This is a genomic window from Chryseobacterium tagetis, assembly GCF_016735585.2.
Classification (GTDB): Bacteria; Bacteroidota; Bacteroidia; order Flavobacteriales; family Weeksellaceae; genus Chryseobacterium; species Chryseobacterium tagetis.
Window position 1 is genome coordinate 83,298 of record NZ_JAERSE020000006.1, and the last position, 20,030, is coordinate 103,327.

21 protein-coding genes are annotated in these 20,030 nt (G+C 33.9%); 10 read left to right on the forward strand and 11 right to left on the reverse strand.

The features are described from left to right. Positions 1 to 6: 6 nt before the first annotated feature. Both JI747_RS19225 and rpmH read right to left on the reverse strand, forming a co-directional pair. Complete coding sequence (locus JI747_RS19225) at positions 7 to 717, reverse strand: cell division ATP-binding protein FtsE (protein ID WP_225690485.1); 711 nt, start codon at positions 715 to 717, stop codon at positions 7 to 9. 153 nt (positions 718 to 870) lie between these two features. Then, positions 871 to 1,029: a 50S ribosomal protein L34 gene (gene rpmH / locus JI747_RS19230; RefSeq protein WP_039365072.1), complete on the reverse strand. Its 159-nt coding sequence runs from the start codon at positions 1,027 to 1,029 to the stop codon at positions 871 to 873. Positions 1,030 to 1,258: 229 nt separating this feature from the next. Between rpmH and JI747_RS19235 the strand changes: the two genes are divergently transcribed. Then, positions 1,259 to 2,263 (forward strand): DHH family phosphoesterase, encoded by a 1,005-nt coding sequence (locus JI747_RS19235; protein WP_225690486.1) that lies wholly within the window; start codon positions 1,259 to 1,261, stop codon positions 2,261 to 2,263. Here JI747_RS19235 and JI747_RS19240 read toward each other — a convergent pair. The 7 genes from JI747_RS19240 to tilS all read right to left on the reverse strand — a co-directional run bounded on the left by JI747_RS19240 (position 2,258) and on the right by tilS (position 9,511). Beyond that, positions 2,258 to 3,061: a patatin-like phospholipase family protein gene (locus tag JI747_RS19240; protein WP_225690487.1), complete on the reverse strand. Its 804-nt coding sequence runs from the start codon at positions 3,059 to 3,061 to the stop codon at positions 2,258 to 2,260. The two genes, JI747_RS19235 and JI747_RS19240, sit on opposite strands and share 6 nt — an antisense overlap. A gap of 48 nt (positions 3,062 to 3,109) precedes the next feature. Then, positions 3,110 to 3,928 (reverse strand): hypothetical protein, encoded by an 819-nt coding sequence (locus JI747_RS19245; RefSeq protein WP_225690488.1) that lies wholly within the window; start codon positions 3,926 to 3,928, stop codon positions 3,110 to 3,112. A 9-nt stretch (positions 3,929 to 3,937) separates the two neighbouring features. Further along, positions 3,938 to 4,720 (reverse strand): alpha/beta fold hydrolase, encoded by a 783-nt coding sequence (locus JI747_RS19250; RefSeq protein WP_225690489.1) that lies wholly within the window; start codon positions 4,718 to 4,720, stop codon positions 3,938 to 3,940. A gap of 9 nt (positions 4,721 to 4,729) precedes the next feature. Then, the gene (locus JI747_RS19255) at positions 4,730 to 5,239 is read right to left on the reverse strand and encodes a hypothetical protein (protein ID WP_225690490.1); all 510 of its coding nucleotides are present in this window, start codon (positions 5,237 to 5,239) and stop codon (positions 4,730 to 4,732) included. 63 nt (positions 5,240 to 5,302) lie between these two features. Beyond that, positions 5,303 to 5,830 carry a biopolymer transporter ExbD gene (locus JI747_RS19260; protein ID WP_225690491.1) on the reverse strand — a complete coding sequence of 176 codons (528 nt, stop codon included), beginning with the start codon at positions 5,828 to 5,830 and terminating at the stop codon, positions 5,303 to 5,305. 281 nt (positions 5,831 to 6,111) lie between these two features. Beyond that, positions 6,112 to 8,181 carry a protein-disulfide reductase DsbD family protein gene (locus JI747_RS19265; RefSeq protein WP_225690804.1) on the reverse strand — a complete coding sequence of 690 codons (2,070 nt, stop codon included), beginning with the start codon at positions 8,179 to 8,181 and terminating at the stop codon, positions 6,112 to 6,114. Position 8,182: 1 nt separating this feature from the next. Beyond that, the gene (tilS, locus tag JI747_RS19270; RefSeq protein WP_394371167.1) at positions 8,183 to 9,511 is read right to left on the reverse strand and encodes a tRNA lysidine(34) synthetase TilS; all 1,329 of its coding nucleotides are present in this window, start codon (positions 9,509 to 9,511) and stop codon (positions 8,183 to 8,185) included. Positions 9,512 to 9,597: 86 nt separating this feature from the next. Here tilS and JI747_RS19275 point away from each other — a divergent pair, with 86 nt between their 5' ends. The 7 genes from JI747_RS19275 (at position 9,598) to JI747_RS19305 (ending at position 14,825) form a co-directional block, all read left to right on the forward strand. Beyond that, positions 9,598 to 10,431 (forward strand): OmpA family protein, encoded by an 834-nt coding sequence (locus JI747_RS19275; protein ID WP_225690493.1) that lies wholly within the window; start codon positions 9,598 to 9,600, stop codon positions 10,429 to 10,431. A 359-nt stretch (positions 10,432 to 10,790) separates the two neighbouring features. Then, complete coding sequence (locus JI747_RS19280; RefSeq protein ID WP_225690494.1) at positions 10,791 to 11,438, forward strand: O-methyltransferase; 648 nt, start codon at positions 10,791 to 10,793, stop codon at positions 11,436 to 11,438. A gap of 92 nt (positions 11,439 to 11,530) precedes the next feature. Beyond that, a complete protein-coding gene (locus tag JI747_RS19285; protein ID WP_225690495.1) occupies positions 11,531 to 12,250 on the forward strand; it encodes a C40 family peptidase in 720 nt (239 codons plus the stop codon). 15 nt (positions 12,251 to 12,265) lie between these two features. Beyond that, a complete protein-coding gene (locus JI747_RS19290; protein WP_225690496.1) occupies positions 12,266 to 12,733 on the forward strand; it encodes a DUF1648 domain-containing protein in 468 nt (155 codons plus the stop codon). Then, complete coding sequence (locus JI747_RS19295) at positions 12,730 to 13,071, forward strand: cupin domain-containing protein (protein WP_225690497.1); 342 nt, start codon at positions 12,730 to 12,732, stop codon at positions 13,069 to 13,071. Before JI747_RS19290 ends, JI747_RS19295 begins: the two co-directional genes overlap by 4 nt. A 6-nt stretch (positions 13,072 to 13,077) precedes the next feature. Next, positions 13,078 to 13,587, forward strand: a complete 510-nt coding sequence (locus JI747_RS19300; protein ID WP_225690498.1) for a hypothetical protein — start codon at positions 13,078 to 13,080, stop codon at positions 13,585 to 13,587. Next, positions 13,587 to 14,825, forward strand: a complete 1,239-nt coding sequence (locus JI747_RS19305; RefSeq protein WP_225690499.1) for a 3-deoxy-D-manno-octulosonic acid transferase — start codon at positions 13,587 to 13,589, stop codon at positions 14,823 to 14,825. The genes JI747_RS19300 and JI747_RS19305 overlap by 1 nt, the downstream gene beginning before the upstream one ends. Here JI747_RS19305 and JI747_RS19310 read toward each other — a convergent pair. Both JI747_RS19310 and JI747_RS19315 read right to left on the reverse strand, forming a co-directional pair. Then, positions 14,817 to 15,443 carry a deoxyuridine 5'-triphosphate nucleotidohydrolase gene (locus JI747_RS19310; RefSeq protein WP_225690500.1) on the reverse strand — a complete coding sequence of 209 codons (627 nt, stop codon included), beginning with the start codon at positions 15,441 to 15,443 and terminating at the stop codon, positions 14,817 to 14,819. The genes JI747_RS19305 and JI747_RS19310 overlap by 9 nt on opposite strands. Continuing rightward, on the reverse strand, positions 15,443 to 16,195 hold the full coding sequence (locus JI747_RS19315; RefSeq protein ID WP_225690501.1) for a glycosyltransferase family 2 protein: 753 nt from the start codon (positions 16,193 to 16,195) through the stop codon (positions 15,443 to 15,445). Before JI747_RS19315 ends, JI747_RS19310 begins: the two co-directional genes overlap by 1 nt. A 147-nt stretch (positions 16,196 to 16,342) precedes the next feature. Here JI747_RS19315 and JI747_RS19320 point away from each other — a divergent pair, with 147 nt between their 5' ends. Together JI747_RS19320 and leuS are read left to right on the forward strand one after the other, a co-directional pair. Continuing rightward, positions 16,343 to 16,810, forward strand: a complete 468-nt coding sequence (locus tag JI747_RS19320) for a lipocalin-like domain-containing protein (RefSeq protein ID WP_225690502.1) — start codon at positions 16,343 to 16,345, stop codon at positions 16,808 to 16,810. A 180-nt stretch (positions 16,811 to 16,990) separates the two neighbouring features. Further along, positions 16,991 to 19,804: a leucine--tRNA ligase gene (gene leuS / locus JI747_RS19325; protein ID WP_225690503.1), complete on the forward strand. Its 2,814-nt coding sequence runs from the start codon at positions 16,991 to 16,993 to the stop codon at positions 19,802 to 19,804. The last annotated feature ends 226 nt before the right edge of the window (positions 19,805 to 20,030 follow it).

Genomic DNA, 20,030 nt, shown 5'->3' on the forward strand with positions numbered 1-20,030 from the left:
TATTTATTACTCAAACAATTCTGAAGTATCCAACACAGAAACTTTTCCGTCTTCACATCTGATCGCTTCTCCCGGGAAGTTTTGGATCATGTGATAGTCATGAGTTGCCATCACTACTGCTGCTCCGTTTTCCAGTGCTACCTGCTTTAATAATGTCATAATTTCGTTTGAAGTTTCAGGATCAAGGTTTCCTGTAGGCTCATCTGCTAAGATCAGATCGGGGTGGTTTAATAACGCTCTTGCAATCGCGACACGTTGCTGCTCTCCTCCGGAAAGTTCGTGAGGCATTTTGTGCTTTTTGCTTTTCATGTTTACACTCCCCAAAACTTCATTGATACGGTCTTCCATTTTTGTTTTGTCATTCCAGCCCGTTGCTTCAAGAACGAATATTAAGTTTTTCTCTACTGTTCTGTCAGATAATAACTGGAAATCCTGAAATACAATTCCTAGTTTTCTTCTCAGATTAGGAATTTCAGACATTTTTAATTTAGCCAAATCAAAACCAACTACTGCTCCGTGTCCTGAAGCTAATGGAATGTGCCCGTACAAAGTCTTTAATAATGAACTTTTTCCTGAGCCTGTTTTTCCGATAAGATAACAAAATCTGCCTTTTTTGATGTTAAGGTTAACGTCAGAAAGAACAGTGAAGCTTTTTTGCGCAATCTTTGCGTGTTGTAAACTTATAATATTATCTCCGGATATATTTGTATGTGGCATAATGCTGTTTTATGATACTATTTTTAGAAACTTTTTCAATTTTTAAAAATAGAAAAAAGAAATGTAAGAACCTTAGATTTTAGTAAAATTTAACAACAAAAAATGCCTGAAAAGATTATTTTCAAGCATGATTTGTATATGATAATTAAAGAATTATCTCTTAGCGCGTGCAGCACTTACAGTTAAACTCTTTCTGCCTTTAGCTCTTCTTGCAGCCAATACTCTTCTTCCATTTGGCGTAGACATTCTTTCTCTGAAACCGTGTTTGTTTCTTCTCTTTCTTTCTGATGGCTGGAATGTTCTTTTACTCATTACTATATGTTTAAATCGTAATTAATCTATTAATTTTTCAGGTTGCAAAGATATAGATTTTTTTATAAGATACAAACTTTCAACTCTTTTTTTTGAAATTATTATTAAGGTTTTTCATTTTCATTTTTATAAAAGTCCTGCTGTAGGCGAAATCCGTAACATTTAAAAATAATACTAATGATTTATTTAAAAGCTCTATCTTTGGAGACTCAAATTTAAAGAAACTTAGATGTTTACACCTGCAGAAATTCTAGAAATCAAATCACTTCTTATTCCACAAAATAAAATTGTCATCATTACTCATTACAATCCTGATGGGGATGCTATTGGATCAAGTTTGGGATTAAAGCATTATTTGCAGGCTAAAGGTATACACGCAGAAGTCGTGGTGCCGAATGATTTTCCAAAATTTTTGAAATGGATGCCCGATGCGAAAAAGAGCATCATTGCAGAATATAAAAGAAAGGTAGCTTTTGATATATTGAATGAAGCAGATGTTATTTTCTGCCTGGATTTCAATTCACCGTCAAGAATCGGAATTTTAGGTGACTGGCTGGTAAAATCCAAAGCGAAAAAAATTCTTATCGATCATCACCAGCAGCCGGAGCAGTTTGATTTTGTGTATTCAGATACAATCATTCCTGCGACCTGCCAGATGATTTATCACTTTATTGAAGCGATGAATGGTGAAGATCTTGTTAATAAAGATATCGCAGAATGTCTTTATACAGGAATTATGACCGATACGGGAGGTTTCCGTTTCCGTTCCACAAGTGCGACAACACATAGAATTGTTGCCAACCTTATTGAAAAAGGAGCGGATCCCTCAGTAATTACTTCAAATACATGGGATACCAATACGGTTTCGAGACTTCATTTGCTGGCTCTTATTTTAGGAAGAATAGAAGTGGTGAATGATGGTAAAGTGGCTGTATTATACCTTACAAGAAAAGAATTGCAGGAATATGGTTTCCAGAAAGGAGATACCGAAGGTTTTGTAAATTACGGATTGAGTATTGTTGGCGTAAAAATGTCGGCTTTCTTTATGGAGGATCTGTATGATGATTTTATTAAAATATCTTTCAGAAGTAAAGATGATGTGGATGTAAACCAGTTCTCAAGAAAATATTTCAGTGGAGGAGGGCACATCAATGCAGCCGGAGGAAAATCTTTAGAATCTCTGATGGATACTCTTGAAACTTTTAAGAACAGGGTAGCAGAAGAACAGTTATAAAGAAGACTGTATCTTTTTATATCCTTTCTCTTCCAGTTCTTTACAGGTATATTCATAAACTTCCTGAAACATTTCATCAAGATTCTTTTTATTGAATAAACTGAATTTTGTCATTTTAGGAGGGTCTAAAAAAATATCACAGAAGTCAGCTTTAGAATATACCGATTTTGCAATGGCTAAATGTAAAATACGGTCAAACTCTTTAAGTAAGCTCATATTGGGAAGCGGATCGTAGCTTAGAGAATTTACATGGGAGGCAATCAGGAAATCACATTTGTCCATAATCGGTTCTATAGGAAGGTTATCTAACACACCGCCGTCTACATATATTTTCTCACCTATTGTTACCGGAGGGAGAACAAAAGGAACACTTGACGAAGCCAATAAAGGACCGAAAAGTTCGCCTTCTGAAAAGAAATCAACGATTCCATGGGTCATTTCTGTGGCGGCAACATATACCGGTATTTTTAATACTTTAAAATCGTCTTCCGGAAAATAGTCAACAAGAAGTTTTAAAATAAACTTAGAACTGAAAATTCCGTTTTTTGAAAGCCTTAAATATGATCGGGAGAAAAATGTGGTTTGCTTTACAATTTCCATCATTTCGTCCGGTGTCTTTCCTAAAGAATAAAATGCTCCAATAATAGATCCTGCGCTTGTTCCCGAAATGATCTGCGGTTTCAGTCCGAATTCTTCCAGTGCTTTTAAGACGGCAATATGGGCAATTCCACGCATTCCGCCTCCGGAAAGAGTTAATCCGATGACGGGTTTCTTTTGTGGAGAAGAGAATAAACTCATAGATCTGTTTAATTTGGTGTTTTTATTTTTTATAGCTTCTTAAATGATTTAAGGTTCGTCGCATTGCGAATCAATCTTAATAAATAAAGAATTGAATGCCTTTGTCATTTTTTCGTCGTTCTCAACCCTTTTAATATTGTTATTGGCGCAGTTTTCCCATCCGAAGGTGATGAGGTCAATAATAGCATATTCGTTTTTATTCTGAGCGTGCAGGTTGCTTTCGAATTCATCCATTATTTTTTCCGGACTTCCGTTTTTTTTGCTCATTTGTACTCTCAGTTTTCTCCATTCGTCGATCATGACGTCTTCATCAGAGTTTAATGCGCGAACAAAGTTTTCGCAGTTTTTTGAAAATTTGCTGTTCAGTAATACGGAAGGATCAGAAAAGGCCATGATTTCGGTTTTGTCAAACTCATATTCCATAGCTAATTCTTGGATTTTCTGAGCTTTAATGTTTTGCCAGTATGGATCGTTGACAACCTTTAAGTTTTCAAGATCTTTCTTTTTTTCTGCAAAATCTTTATCAAGTTTTGCCAGGATTTTATCTTTATCTCTTCTTACTTCCTGCAAGGTTTCAGGTTTAAAAACGGAAGGCTTATTCAGTAATATGCTGCTGTATTGAAACCAAAGTTTGTAAGTGTCTTCAATTTCTTCGCGGGAATATTTGCTTGCATCATATTGACCTTTGTTGTCGCAAAGTTCTGTCGTAAAATTGAAAGTTTGTTTATTTTTAGCTGATTTTAAACTGTCAGTTTGAGTTTCTGTCATAGAAACAGAATCTTTTGAAGTTGTATTTTTAGAAGTTTCAGCTTCTTTTTTACAGCTGATTACGGCAAGAAGCAGTAGTGATGAAATCCAGATTCTCATAAAAATTTTTTAAAGGATCAAATTTTTTGGTAAATGGTGAAGGAGCTCGGTATTGATGATTTCGGCGCAAATGCTTGGCTTTTCCCAATGTCCGTTGTGTCCGCAATCCAGTACATAAGATTTTATATTCGTTCTATCCGGAAGATTTTTAATCATAACTTCTGTTTTTACAGCATTGTCATGTTTTCCTGCTAAGACTAAAATTTTAGCGTCAAGACTTTCCAGAACGTGTTTTTTATCGGTTCTTTCCACCATACCTTTTACAGAGGCTAAAGCTCCGAGATTATTTGTAGAGAGTGCAATTGCTAAAGCAGTTTCTATTTTTCCTTCCAGCGTGTCTCTTTCGTTGGGATTGAAAAGATTGGGAACTCCGGCTCTTGCATAATGGGCGAAAGCATCTTTAATAATTCTGTAGCTTTTTATTCTCTGTTCCTTTTTTTCAGCATCGTCCGCAAGATAAGTGGAGAAGAATAAAGTTAAGCTTGTAAGGTATTCCGGATATTTTTCTGCGAAAGCTAAAGAAGTATATCCTCCCATCGAATGTCCTAATAAATGAACTTTAGTTAAGTTTTGATCATCCAGTACTTTTTTTACTTCTTCAGCCATAAGCTCCATGGTTTGGACTTCAGCTATAATTTCAGACTGGCCATGTCCTGGAAGATCGATCTTTAATAACGAAAAGTTTTCAGAGAGATGAGGCTCCATATCATTCCAGATAGAGGTATTTTCCATGAATCCGTGGAGAAGTACCAGAGTCTCTTTTCCGTTTCCTTTTCTTTCAAAATTGAGCATATTCAAAAATTAAAAATGAATGTCTATATAGTCTACAAATCCCGAACCATTTACCATATCCTGAAGGCGATAAGTTTTTCCGCCATCTTTAGAAGCGAAAGTTTTAGTTCCTTGTCTTATATAAAGTTTTCCGTTTTCATTTTCAGAAATACTTTCGGAAACGTTACCTGTAAAATTCATATGCTTATTGGAAACAACAGCGATAAAGCCTTGAATATGGACATAATCTTTTCCTACTCTTATATCTCCCGAAACGTTATAATGGTCTCTTTCTCCATCAATTTTCTTAAAATTAATAGTTCCTGGGTTGTTAATTAAATTATGGGTGAATTTGTGATTTCCGCTAAAATCTTTGAAAGAATTTTTGCTTCGGATGCTGTCATTTATTTTTGTTCTTACAGCATTGATGGAATCAATAATTTTTGTACTGTCCGTTTGAGCTGAAGAAGGAATGGCTTCTTTTTTAGAACATGAAACAATTAAAACTGCGATTGCGATTGTGGCTAAAAAGTTTTTCATCAAAAAAAATTATATCTCAAATGTAAACAAAAAAAAGAGCATTTTTAAAATGCCCTTTCTGTTTTATTGAGTTAATTCTTCGTAAACTTTCTTTTCCCAAGGTTTGATATCGGTGATTCCGTAGCGTTCTTTATTAGAGATTGCGATGTTATCGAGAACGTCTACAAAATTTTTATAGTTTGCATCGTCTGTAGGTTCTATAATGATTGTGAAATTTTCTTTTTTCGGAGCTTTGTTGTAAGCTTCGGAAATTATTTTAGAAATATTGATTCCACTGAAGTTTGTTTCTTTTAAGTTGTTTTTATTTAATTCATCTTTATTGCTTTGATGATAGAAAACACGATTATCTTTTCCTAAAATGAATGTAACCTGATTTAAGTTATCAATATAAGGGATATCTATTGGATGAGGATTTGGATCTTTTGCAGGTAATCCTAAATCCATCACATTAGGTTTTGTGAAATTTGTGGTAAACATAAAAAAGGTAATCAATAAAAAACCTAAATCCACCATAGGAGTCATGTCAACTCTGATCAGTTTTTTTCTTTGTTTGCTTCCTCCTGATTTCTCTTGTGCAATTACTTCAGCCATAATAATATTTTTTAATGTTAAACGGTATTGATAAAAAAGCTGCGCTTTCAGATCTTTCTGTTTGAAACTATACAAAGTTTATACCTAATTTATGAAGTTGGTTGGTAAAATTCAAAAAAAAATAAATTTTAAAATAAGAAAAAGCTATTTGTGTTTTGATATTGTAAAGTTTTATGAAATTTTAAGGATTATAAATTATTTTTATTTCGAATTTTTCTGCTGAAAAGAGTCAAAAAAACTCATGCCTTTCGACATGAGTTCTCTAAAATATTTGAAAGTTTTTATTTATTCTTTTTATAATAATTTACTCCACATTCTAAGAATTTTTTGAAATCCTCTTTTGGCATATATCCTGAAACAGGAGTGTTGATTACTTTTCCGTCCGGAGTTACCAAAACATAGTGTGGCTGTGAGTTGTTATTAAAGTTAACCTGTTGGAATAAGCTCCATCTGTCACCGATTGTTTTTACCTTTTTTACCTGTCCGTCTCCCAGATCAATTTTGGTTTTCTGGTCTTCCGGAAGTTCTTCTTTATCGTCAACATATAAAGAGGCTAAAACAACATCATTTTGAAGAATAGGTAAAATATCGGGTTCGCTCCAGACGAATTCCTCCATCTTTCTACAGTTCTCACAACCGTATCCTGTGAAATCAATTAAGATAGGTTTGTCTTCTTTTTTTGCTAATTCAATCGCTTTGAAAAAGTCGTGTTCAGGATGCATTCCTAAAATTCCGTCTTTTTCGTCATGGAAATAACTAACATTTAAAGGAGGTAAAATACCACTTAATAATTGCAGTTTCGGACGTTCTGAAGGAATTAACCCCTGAACCAAATAGATCACAAATCCGAATCCTAAAACTCCAAGAATTCTTCTGGTAATAGAAATTTTTGGTTTTTTATCATCGTGTGGAAATTTGATCAATCCGAATAAATATAATGCTAAACCTAATGCGATAATAATCCAGACTGCAATGAAAAGTTCTCTTTTTAATAAGAATGTTTTAGAAACTAAGTCTGCTTTTGATAAGAATTTTAGTGCTAAAGCCAATTCTACAAAACCTAAAACTACTTTTACCGTATTCATCCAGCCTCCTGATTTTGGAAGGCTTTGTAATGCTTGAGGGAATAAAGCTAATAATCCGAAAATAATTGCCCAAGCCAATCCGAAACCAGCCAATGCAAATGTCAATAACATCGGAACGTTTGCTGAACCGGTTACTGCACTTCCCAGTAAACTTCCTAAAATAGGACCTGTACAAGAGAAAGATACGATTACCAATGTTAAAGCCATGAAGAAAATTCCGATGATTCCTCCCGCTTCTTCCGCTTTTGAAGATTTGTTCGCAATCGAGCTTGGTAATGTAATGTCGTAGTATCCAAAGAAACTTCCTGCGAAGAAAATGAATATGATGAAGAATGCGATATTTAGCCACACGCTGGTGGAAATTTCGTTGAAAATATTTCCTGCAATTCCGTCAATGATATGGAATGGAACACTTAATAATACAAAGATCAATAAGATGAAAAATCCATAAATTAATGCATCTCTTTTTCCCTTTGCTTTGTTTTTACTGCCTTTCGTAAAGAAAGAAACAGTCAATGGAATCATTGGGAAAACGCAAGGTGTTAACAATGCAATTAATCCACCGATAAATCCTAAGAACAAATACGTCCAATAATTTTCTTCAATTTTTGTAGAACCTGTTCCGCAATCCGTCAAAGGTTTTTCAAAATCAATAGATTCAATTTTTAATTGTTTTGGATCTAGTTTTGAAGTTTCTGTTACAGTGATTTCTCCTTTAGCAGGATTTTCTACAACTGTTTCAACAGCTTTTGCAGAATCCTTTGCTGGTTCTGTTTTTTCTTCAGTAGTAGCTTCTTCAGTAGCGCCGATTGGCTTAACCTGCTTATTGAATTCTAAAGTATTGGGAGCCAGACAAACTCTGTCGTCACACGTTTGATACGTAATTTCTGCAACGACATCGCCCGGCTTTGTTCCGTCTTTTAATTTGAATTTTTGTTTAAAACCTGCAGAATTGGAATAAAAAATAATTGTTCCTCCGAAAGCCTCTGAAAACTCTTCATGCTTTTTTCCGACTTCGGTAAATTTTCCAATCAGTTCAATATTTTTTCCGGAAACTTTATAATCCGTTGGAATTCCTGTGTCTTCAGGAATGTCTTTCGAATAGATATGCCATCCGCTTTCCATGGTCGCATTCAAAACGGCTTCGTATTGATTGTTTCCTAAATCGTTGATTGTAAATTTAAACTTTACAGGATTTTTGATTTGTGCATTAATTCCTGTTGCTAAAAATAACAGAATTAATAAAAACCAGTTTCTAAATTTCATCTTACTTTTCATTAATAATTTTGAGAATTTTGTTAGTATTCTCATCCTTTGCATTTCGGCGGTCTTGTCTGAAAGGGATAATTCCAAGAATAGAATTTTCACGATCTACAAGTACCCAAATTTTTTGCCTCGCTAAAATAGATAATTTTTCGTCCCTAAAAAATTTAGAAACCTTCTTTTTCCCTGAAAAACCAGATGGGAAAAATTCATCACCGTTGTGTTGTCGTCTTAAGCGTAGTGGGAACTTGAGTTTTTCAGCATTAAAATCCCATTCGAAACGCTTATTGATTTCTTCAATATTCTCAATTGTGTTTTTGAGATCAATCACTATTTGATCTTCGGTCGCATCAAATTTTTCAACCAGAAGAATTTCATCTTCGTTATTGATGTTATTGATTTCAGACTTTAGGTTGATAACCAGTTGGTCATAATTGATCAATAATTGATAATCTTTTGAAAAAAAATAACTTCCATTTTCTGCTTTGAAAATTTTAGGAATCTCTTCATGATCAAAACCATATTTTTTTAAAATCTCAAACTGCACAAAATCGCTTTGTTGTTCGAGTCTGTCTTTTGATATGATTTTAGAATCATGGTTAAATGTAGTTAGTTCATCTTCTATTTTTTTGATTTGTTCTTTAACAAAATCTTTTGTCTGATTTAAATAAGAAATGCTTTTCCTGAAATTCTCTAAAAAATGGTCATTGGTCTCCAATAATTGAGGCGTGATTTCAAGACGGATTTTATTTCTTAAATAATCACTTTTTTTATTGGAAAGATCTTCGCGGTAGTCAATAGAATTTTCTTTTGCGAATTCGTAGATTTCTTCTTTGGTGAAATGTAAAAGAGGGCGCAGAATATTATTTTCATTCGAAGGAATTCCGCTTAGTCCATTAATTCCTGCTGCTTTAGAAAGATTGATAATAAAAGTTTCCAATTGATCATTCAAATGATGAGCGGTAACCAAAAATTCTAAATTTTCTTGCTGCTGAACCTTCTTGAAGAAATTGTATCTCAATTCCCTTGCCCAAAGCTGAATCGAGTTTTCAGGTTGCTGATCCTTTTCAGAAACTTCATATAAATGAAACTTAATATCATTCTTTTTGCAAAAATCTGAAACCAGTTTCTGATCAAGATTAGAATCCTCATTTCGAAGATGGTAGTTGATATGTGCGATCTGAAACTTGCCGTTCAAATCAGGTATCTGGTTGAACAGGTAGGCTAAAACCATAGAATCAACACCTCCGCTCACTGCTAAAAGATAGGTGTGATTTTCAGGAAGCAAAATGAGATTTTCTAATTCTTTTTTTAAGTCCGGCTTTTTCAAAATGTAAGGTGAGAATTTCTATTGGACAAAGATAATCCTTATAATTCAATTCAATTTCCTACCTTTGGCTCGTCTAAAAATGATTATTTATGAAGATTTTTAAAATTTTAGCAGTTTCTGCAATGGTGTTGGGATTGACATCTTGCGTTAGTAAAAAGCAGTATGAAGCTTTGAGTTCCAATTACAAACAGTGTATTGAAAATATTGGAGAAAGACAACGTGAGATTCAGGATTTGAAGTCTCAAAATTCTGCTTTATCAGGAGAAAATAATTTGTTGAAAAGTCAACACGATGCTTTAAAATCATCTTTGGATGCTTGTTTATCCAATACAGGGAAAAGCTCTGCGAATATTGATAAACTGGTAGGAGAAATTAATGCTTCTAACTCTTATATCAAACAATTGATTTCTAATAATGCTAAAAACGACAGTTTGAATTTGGCATTATCAAACAAATTGAAAAGATCATTGGATAACGTAACAGATGACGATGTTCAGGTGAAAGTCTTGAAAGGAGTGGTGATGATTTCTCTTTCAGATAAGATGTTATATAAAACAGGTGATTACAATATTCTTCCTGCAGCTCAAGAGGTGCTAGGTAAAGTAGCTAAAGTAATCAATGATTATGATAAATATTCGGTATTGATTGAAGGGAATACGGATAATGCACCTTTAAGCTCTACGAACTTGCCAAGAGATAACTGGGATCTTTCTGCATTGAGAGGTACTGCGGTTGCTAAGATCTTACAGACTCAGTTTGGTGTTGATCCGGCAAGAATCACAGCAGGTGGACGTTCTGAGTACAATCCTAAAGCGACTAACATGAGCGTTTCCGGAAGGGCGGAAAACAGAAGAACTGAAATTATCATTATGCCTAAGCTTGATGAATTTATGAAACTTATGGATATTGCTCCAAAGAAATAATAATAACAACATACATAAAAAAACTCCCGAAAATTTCGGGAGTTTTTTCTTTTTCTAAACTACATCTTCTTGTTTCAATAAAGAGATAATTCGTTGTAAAAATGAATTGGATATTTCTGGTTTAGTTTTTTTCGAAGCATTCATTTTCATGATATACGCTCTGGATTCCTTAGTCTTTTTGATTTGGTTTTCTCCCGTATTCATTTTGATAGTGTGTTTTTACCTTCCTCTGCAAAGGTATTGTTTAGTTTGGCTGGGAAACATCCGTGTTTTTACGGTATTTTCCATGGTGTTTTTTACCGGTTCTATAATAAAGACTAAAATATTTTTAATTAAATTTGAATCATTAAAAAAATAAAATGAGCTTTTTTGAAGAGAAAAATCCGGAAATGGATAGATATTTGGAAATGCATGCCTCATCTGAACCTGAAATTCTGAGAAAATTGAGAAGGGAAACCTTTCAGAAAACAACACAGCCTCACATGATTTCGGGATATCAGCAGGGTAGATTGCTGACTATAGTATCTCAGATGATGCAGCCGAAAAACATTCTTGAAATTGGTACTTTTACAGGATATGCTACACTTTGTTTAATGACAGGTTTGGCAAAAGAAGGAAAAATTACCACATTGGATGTGAATGAGGATCTGGCTTATTTACCCCGAAAATATTTTGCAGAAAGTGAATATTCAAATCAGATCGATTTCAGGCTTCAGGATGCAAAAGAATTTTTAAAAGAAACAGATGAGGTTTTTGATCTTGTTTTTATAGATGCAGATAAAGAAAACTATGCAGAATATTTCAGACTGATAAAACCGAGAACAAAATCAGGTTCTGTAGTGATGTTTGATAATGTGTTGTGGTACGGAAAAGTGTTAGAAGAAGATCCAAAGCAAAAATCGACCCAGGTGATTAAAGAACTTAATGATTTGGCGGCAAATGATGACGATTTTGAGAATCTTATTTTACCTTTGCGTGATGGGGTGAATTTACTTCGTAGAAAATAATTAATTAAACCATTAAAAGATTAAATTGTTGAAAAATTAGAGAGCGCTAATTTTTTAATTTTTAATTCTTGAATCTTTTAATCAAAATATAAATGAATAAAGGAATTTGTGTTGTTACCGTAGCACCTGTTCGTGCGGAAGGTTCAGATAAAGCAGAAATCGTTACAGAAATACTTTTCGGGGAAAGTGCAGATATTTTGGAGGTGAATAAAAACTGGACCAAAATAAAGATGCATTATGATGAATATGAAGGATGGATGGATACAAAGCAGATCAAACCGGTTTCAGATGAAGATTTTGCGAAAAGAAAAGTGACTGTAGTGACCGAAGATTTTTCGTCTGTCTTGATGAATGACGGGAAAACCTTATTGTCCATAGGATCAGAAGTGGAGTTTCCTGTAGTGGCATCACGTAGAAGTCATGATATGCGGGAAAGTATTGCTTTAACAGCTAAAGAATTCCTTAATGTTCCCTATTTATGGGGAGGTAAAAGCTTTTTTGCAGTAGATTGTTCTGGATTCACACAACTGGTTTATAAAGTTCATGATATTAAATTGCCAAGAGATACTTATCAGCAGGCTGAAGTAGGAGAGACGTTGAGCTTTGTAGAAGAAAGCAGACCGGGAGATCTTGCCTTTTTTGAAAATCCTGAAGGGAAAATTATTCATGTGGGGATCATGCTTGATGCTCAGAAAATTATTCATGCTTCAGGAAAAGTAAGAATAGATACATTAGACTCTACGGGTATTTTCAATAAAGAACTGAATAAACATACCCATAAACTAAGAGTCATTAAAAGTATTTTACAATGATAAAATAAATCCAAAATGGAAAATGCATTCTTTATAATTTTTGATGTTTTCAATTTTGGATTGCTTGTTTTTCTGTGGTGGTTTACGATAAAACATTATAAAATATTACCGCAGACAATTCCTGTCCATTTTGATTTTGACGGAAAAGCAGACGGTTTTGGAAGCAGGAAATATTCTTTTTTAATGCCTGTTTTGGCTGCTGTATTTTACGTTTTCTTTGCTTTTATAGTGAGAGAGTCTGAATCAGCAAATTATCCCGTAAAAATAACTGAGGAAAATCGAGATGCTCAATTCCTGATCATGAAAATTTTTATAAGATGGCTGTATATTTTGATTGTCCTGATTTTTTTGAACACGCTGGATTATATGTTCAGATATACATTTGATGAACATGTAAAACCGAAAGTTCCCTTAGCGATGTCTATTTTGGCGGTGATTGGAAGCTTAGTTATCTCATTTATTTTCATAGGTATTTTCAAATGATAAAATCTAAAAAAAATTCCGAACATTATATTTGGGGAGATAACTGTGATAGCTGGATTCTTAAAGATTCTCACGGTCTCTCTGTAAAACAGGAAATAATGCCTTCGGGAACGGCTGAAAAAAGGCATTTTCATAATAATGCAGAACAGTTCTTTTATATTTTAAAAGGAGAAGCTGTTTTCTATATCAACGAAGAAAAATTTTCTGTAAAAACCGGAGAAAGCATAACTATTTTACCCAAATCAGAACATTATATTTCGAACGAATCGACAGAAGATGTAGAATTTTTAGTAATTTCGGCCCCTTCTACCAATAATGATAGAATAGAAATTAACTAAAAACCCATGAATAAAACTCTACTTGAGATTTCTCAAACCAAAAATGCAGGCTTATCAGAAGTACTGGTAAACTGGAAAAAGTATGATCATGAAACGGTTATTCTTGCGATGTCAGAATTAAAAAAGCGAAACATTCCTTTTAATGATGAAATGCAGAAATTGGTTGCTGATTTTGCCCTATATAATGGAAAACCGATTACTGAGCTGGAACATGAATTTTTTCAGGATAAAGGAACTACAGATTATGAAGAATATTACCAGTCTAAAATCAATGTTTTAGAAAAAAGCGACGAAGAGAAACTTCTTTTGGAGAATCTAAGACGTGAACGAATTCATCAGTTTGGGCAACTTGAGAAAAAACAGGCGGGTAAAGATGTTTTGTATGGAGCTTTGTGGCTTGGCGGAGGATTGGTGGTTACTTTGGTTTCCCTGAGCAATGGGAAAGGAGGAGTGATTGCGTATGGAGCAATCATCTTTGGTGGGATTCAATTTTTTAGAGGATTAATGAAAAGCTAATGTCTTTTTTCTATAACATATTTATCAATTTATTCATCTTAGGGATGAAGGTTTTTTCATGGATTAATGATAAAACTAAAAAAGGCGTTGAAGGAAGAAAAGAATCTTTGCAGAAAGTAAAATCTGTTTTCAAAGATTCCGATGAAGTCATCTGGATGCACGCTGCCAGTTTAGGGGAATATGAACAAGGTTTACCTGTACTGGAACAATTAAAAAAAGAATTTCCGGAACATAAAATTTTAGTTACTTTCTTCTCACCTTCGGGCTATGAAAATGTAGTTAAGAAAAAACATATTGCTGATGTAATCTGTTATTTGCCGTTTGATAAAAAGAAAAACGTAAAAGATTTTATATCAGCTTTTAATGTTAAACTATTTTTTACGGTGAAGTATGATTTCTGGTATAATCTGTTGGCTGAACTTAAAAATAAAGGAGCGAAGACTTATGTGATTTCAGCATTGTTTTATGAAAGACAATCGTTTTTTACAAGCTATGGAAAATGGTTTGTAAAGCAGCTTAAAAATAATATTGACTGGTTTTTTCATCAAAATCAACATTCATATCTTTTGGCGAAAAGCTTAGGTCTTGTGAATTCTTCTGTAACCGGAGATACAAGATTTGACCGGGTAAAACAGCTTAGAGAAAGAAATAATCATGTCGATTTTATAGTTGATTTTATAGCAGAGAAAAAAGCGGTGGTATTTGGAAGTTCTTGGCAGGCTGAAGAAAAAATGGCTGAAATGCTGGTCGCGAAAAATAATGAAGTAAAACTCATTATTGCTCCTCATGATTTAAAAAGAGTTCATCATTTAAAACAGGTTTTTCCGGAGTCTGTTCTTTACAGTCAGATTCATAATCTTCAAAAATCTGAAATTTCGGATACTCAAATTCTTATTATTGACAGTATTGGTCTGCTTTCAAAATTATACTCTTATGCAGATATTGCTGTAGTCGGAGGAGGATTTCATGATGCAGGACTTCATAATATCTTAGAGGCAGCAACCTTTGGGATTCCTGTTGTTTTCGGAAATCATTACAGGAAAAACCCGGAAGCAGATGATCTGATCAAAGCCGATGGAGGGAAGTCGTTTGAAAGCGAAAATGTGGCTACTCAATTTGTTCTTTCCCTTATCGATAATGAAGAGATTTTAAAAGAAATGTCTTATAACGCTGAAAAATTTATTACAGAAAAACCTAACTCTACCGAACTGATTATAAAGAAAATAATGTCACTTTAGAAACCCCTGACTTTTAAGATCTTTTGCAATCTGATCAATGTTCTCGGGAATTCGTTCTGTAGTCAGCCAATTAAGCTCTAAGCCATTGTTGATATACAGTTTTTTCAGATAATGATTGTCTTCTATTTTTTGTTGAAGTTCTCTTAAATACTCGTCAATTTCCATCCAATAATCTTCGTCTAGTTTTTTAGTTAAGATGAGGTTTTTAACGATTTTATTGATGAGGTATAGATAGAGTTTATAAGTAGCGTCAAATCTCTGAGTATTCAGTTTTTTATTGTTTTCTAAAACTTCATTGACAAGAAAAAGAGTCAGAGAAACCTCTCCGAATTTATCAGTTGTTATTTTTACATGTTCTGTAATTTCACTGCTTATTTTCCGGATGTGCATCAGATAATACTTATGATTCGATATATACTTGCTTAAAAGGGTTAGCTTTTCACGGATATTTTCCTCCATCTGATTTCTTTTCTGATCGGTATTTTCCGGATCAATAAGCTCAAAATAAAGTTTCTTTGATAGCAGTTTGTCTTTTTTTAATAATCTGAACAGCAACCGGTCTTTTTCCAGTGAAGAAAAATTACTTATTGCTGCTTTAAACTCTTTTGAATATTCCATCAGTTGAAAATTTTTGAATATTTTAAAAATCCGTTAATCGCCCAGTTTACTGTATAATATAGAGACTTTATCGTAGAGAACTTCATATAATCTTTATAAACAAGATATTGATCTTTCACAACATCTTGTTTCTTTCTTGAAACACTGTTGGAATGCATTCTGTATTTTGCCATTGTTTTTGGCAACGGTTTACCGATCGGTATTTTCTTTAATAAATTGAGCCACATGACATGATCCTCACGTTTGCTTCCTTCCGGAAAATATTCTTTTCCTACTCTTTGAGAATCGTACATAGACGAAAGAAGAGAAAGGCGACAGGTTTTCAGGAGATTCTGAAAAGTGACTTCTTTGTCTGCTTCAAAATCTTCAAGTTGTGGAACGAGTTCCTCATTACATCTTGCGTAATTTGAATAGGCAATTTCAGCCTGCTCTTTTTGCATGAAACTAATCATCTCTTCAAGGAATTCCGGCTCCCAGAAATCATCAGCATCCAAAAAGGTGATATATCTTCCCACTGCTTTTTCTAATGATATATTTCTCGCGTGTCCCGCTCCTTTATTTTCTTCAGAAAGACTAAGCTTTATTCTTGGGTCGTCTGTCTTTTTTATGATTTCAACAGAATCATCCGAAGAGCGGTCGTCTGTGATAAGCCATTCCCAGTCTGTAAAGGTCTGATTTATTACAGAGGCAATGGTTTCTTTCAGGAACTTGGAAGAATTATAACATGGAGTAATGATAGAAACTAACGGCATGCAATGTTTTTATACAAATATAAGGCTTAAAATATAAGGTTCTGACAACGGTATTTTTAATAATTTGAAAATTAAATTACGAAAGCTAAAAAAAATGATGAAGTTTTTAAAAAAAATCATAATTTTAGGCCTTGAAAAATTTGATATATGAAGAAATTAGCATTGCTATTCGCAGGTTTATCATTATTGTCTATCTCAGCTTGTAAAGATGATACTACTGAACAAGTATATCCGCTGGTTGGTACATGGTCTCCGATTAAGGAAGTAAGAACAACTATCCAGACTTCAGGAGCAGGCGTTTCAGACGAAATTGCATATACTGATTGTGAAAAGGCCTCTAGATGGATTTTTAGTGAAGGATCCTCAGGTAAAAGAAAAGATAGTGATGATGATGCCGCAAATCCTGGACAGTGTATTGTGTCTCCGGATCGCGCATTTACCTATATATATAATGAAGATAAAAGCATACAGATAAAATATGTGGGAACTGTAGAACCTGAGAAAGGAAAAGTTACCCTTCTTGATGCCACTACATTGAATCTTACCATTGAGGATAAGACAGATCCTACAAAATATTATTCAGTAACGTATACAATGAAAAGAATTCCGCAATAAGTAAGTGCAGAGTTTTAAATAATATTACAGATCTCATCTTCGGATGAGATTTTTTTGTTTTCATTTATTTAATTCAAAATTAAAATTTCCATTTCTTTAAAATTCATTATTTTTGTGAAAATTAGAATTGGATTTTAAACGTTCAATATCTAATGTCTAACATCTAATATCTATAAAAAAGTGTTTTACGATCATCAGCAGATAGAAAAAAAGTGGCAGAAATACTGGGAAGACAACCAAACGTACAAGACTTCCAATAACACAGACAAACCGAAATTTTATGTTCTCGATATGTTTCCGTATCCATCAGGTGCAGGGCTTCACGTAGGTCACCCGCTTGGATATATTGCTTCCGACATTTATGCGAGATACAAAAGACATCAGGGTTTCAATGTGCTCCATCCGGTTGGTTATGACAGTTTCGGGCTTCCTGCTGAGCAGTATGCAATTCAGACAGGGCAACATCCTGCGATTACTACTGAGCAAAACATTAACAGATATGAAGAGCAATTAAGAAAAATTGGTTTCTCTTTCGACTGGAGCAGAGAAGTAAGAACTTCTGACGCTTCTTATTATAAATGGACACAATGGATTTTCATTGAGCTGTTCCATTCTTGGTATAATAAAGATACTGATAAAGCTGAATCTATTTCAACTTTAATTAAACGTTTCGAAGAAAAAGGAACAGAAGGATTAAATGCCAATCAAAACGACGAATTGAGTTTCACGGCAGAAGAATGGAATTCTGCTTCTGAAATGGATAAAGAAGATATCCTTTTAAATTATCGTTTAGCATACAGAGCGGAAACGACTGTAAATTGGTGCCCTGCTTTAGGGACCGTTTTGGCGAACGATGAAATAAAAGACGGAAAATCCGAAAGAGGAGGTTTCCCTGTTTTCCAAAAGAAAATGATGCAGTGGAGCATGAGAATCTCTGCCTACTCTGAAAGATTACTGCAGGGATTAAAAACTTTGGACTGGCCACAACCTCTGAAAGACTCTCAGGAATACTGGATCGGAAAATCTCAAGGTGCGCAAGTAAAATTCAATGTTGAAGGTCATGATGAAACTGTTGAAGTTTTCACAACAAGACCTGATACTATTTTCGGGGCAACCTTTATGGTATTGGCTCCTGAAAATCCTTTAGTAGAAACAATTACTACACGTGCTCAAAAAGTAGAAGTAGATACTTATATTGAAGAAACTTCCAAAAAATCTGAAAGAGACAGAATGTCTGACGTGAAAAACGTTTCAGGTGCTTTTACAGGAAGTTATGCAGTTAATCCGTTCAGCGGAGAAAAAATGCCGATCTATATTTCAGATTATGTATTGATGGGGTATGGAACCGGGGCTGTAATGGCTGTTCCCGCACATGATGAGCGTGATCACAGATTTGCAAAGAAATTTAATTTAGAAATTAAAAAAGTAGTGGATACTGATGAAGATGTTCAGGAAGCTTCTTTTGATTCTAAAGATTCGGTATGTGTAAATTCTGATTTCTTAAACGGATTAAATTATAATGACGCGAAAGCAAAAATAATTTCTGAAATAGAAAACAAAGGAATCGGCCACGGAACTACGAACTACAGACAGCGTGATGCGATTTTCTCAAGACAAAGATATTGGGGAGAACCCGTTCCTATATATTATAAGGATGGGATGCCTTACACATTGCCGACTTCTGCATTGCCTTTGGAACTTCCTGAAGTAGAAAAATATTTGCCAACTGAAGACGGAGATCCGCCATTAGGAAATGCGAAAACTTTTGCTTGGGATGAAGTGAACCAGAAAATTGTTGATACCAATTTAATTGATGAAAAAACTGTTTTCCCATTAGAATTATCTACAATGCCGGGTTGGGCTGGAAGCTCTTGGTATTTCCTAAGATATATGGATCCTGAAAATGAAGAAGTTTTCACGAACAAAGATCTTTCTGATTATTGGGGACAGGTAGATTTATATATCGGAGGTAGCGAACACGCAACCGGTCACTTATTATATTCCCGTTTCTGGAATATGTTCTTAAAAGACAGAGGATATATTAATCATGATGAGCCTTTCCAAAAATTGATCAACCAAGGAATGATTTTAGGAATGAGTGCTTTTGTGTATAGAGTTGATGGTACTAATCAATATGTATCTAAAAATTTAGCAAAAGACTATACTACTCAGGCAATCCACGTTGATGTATCTTTATTAAAAGGAACATCTGATGAATTGGACACAGAAGCTTTCAAATCTTGGAGACCAGATTATGTAGATGCCGAATTTATTTTGGAAGATGGAAAATACATCACGGGTCGTGAAGTAGAAAAAATGTCTAAGTCTAAATATAATGTCGTAAATCCTGATGATATCTGTAATGAATATGGAGCAGACGGTTTAAGACTGTATGAAATGTTCTTAGGTCCATTAGAACAATCCAAGCCTTGGAATACACAAGGGTTAAGTGGAGTATATGGTTTCCTGAAAAAATTCTGGAATTTATATTTCAACGGAGAAGATTTTGAAGTTTCAGATGAAGAACCGACGAAAGCAGAATATAAAGTATTACATACCTTAATAAAAAAGGTAGTTTACGATATCGAAAACTTCTCTTTCAACACTTCTGTATCTTCATTTATGATCGCAGTAAATGAATTACAAAAAATAAAATGTAACAAACGCAATATTTTAGAACCTCTTGCCGTTATCATTTCGCCGTATGCACCTCACATCTGTGAAGAGCTTTGGAGTTTATTAGGTCATAATGAGTCTGTCGAATTCGAGAAATTCCCTGTATTGAACGAGGATTACTTGGTGGAAGATGAAATTGAATATCCTGTAAGCATTAATGGGAAAATGAAGTTTAAAATTTCACTTTCTGCGCAACTTTCTGCTAAAGAGGTTGAAGAAGTGGTACTTCAGGACGAGAAAATGGTACAAATTTTGGAGGGTAAAACGCCTAAAAAAATCATTGTAGTACCTCACAGAATTGTGAATGTTGTGATTTAAAAAAAAATTAACATTGGTAAAATAAAAAAAAAAGCAGGGTAATTTTTTTAAATTTTCAAGATATTATTTAAAATGGAATAATATTGCCAAAAAAATAAAGAATAATTAAGATTTTGAAATTGATTTAAAATTTATCGATCAAAAAAAAGCGAATTGTTTATTTAAAATAATTGCATTTTAATTAATTTTGCCTTTAATTTACAGCCTCAAAAAATTTAAAACAATA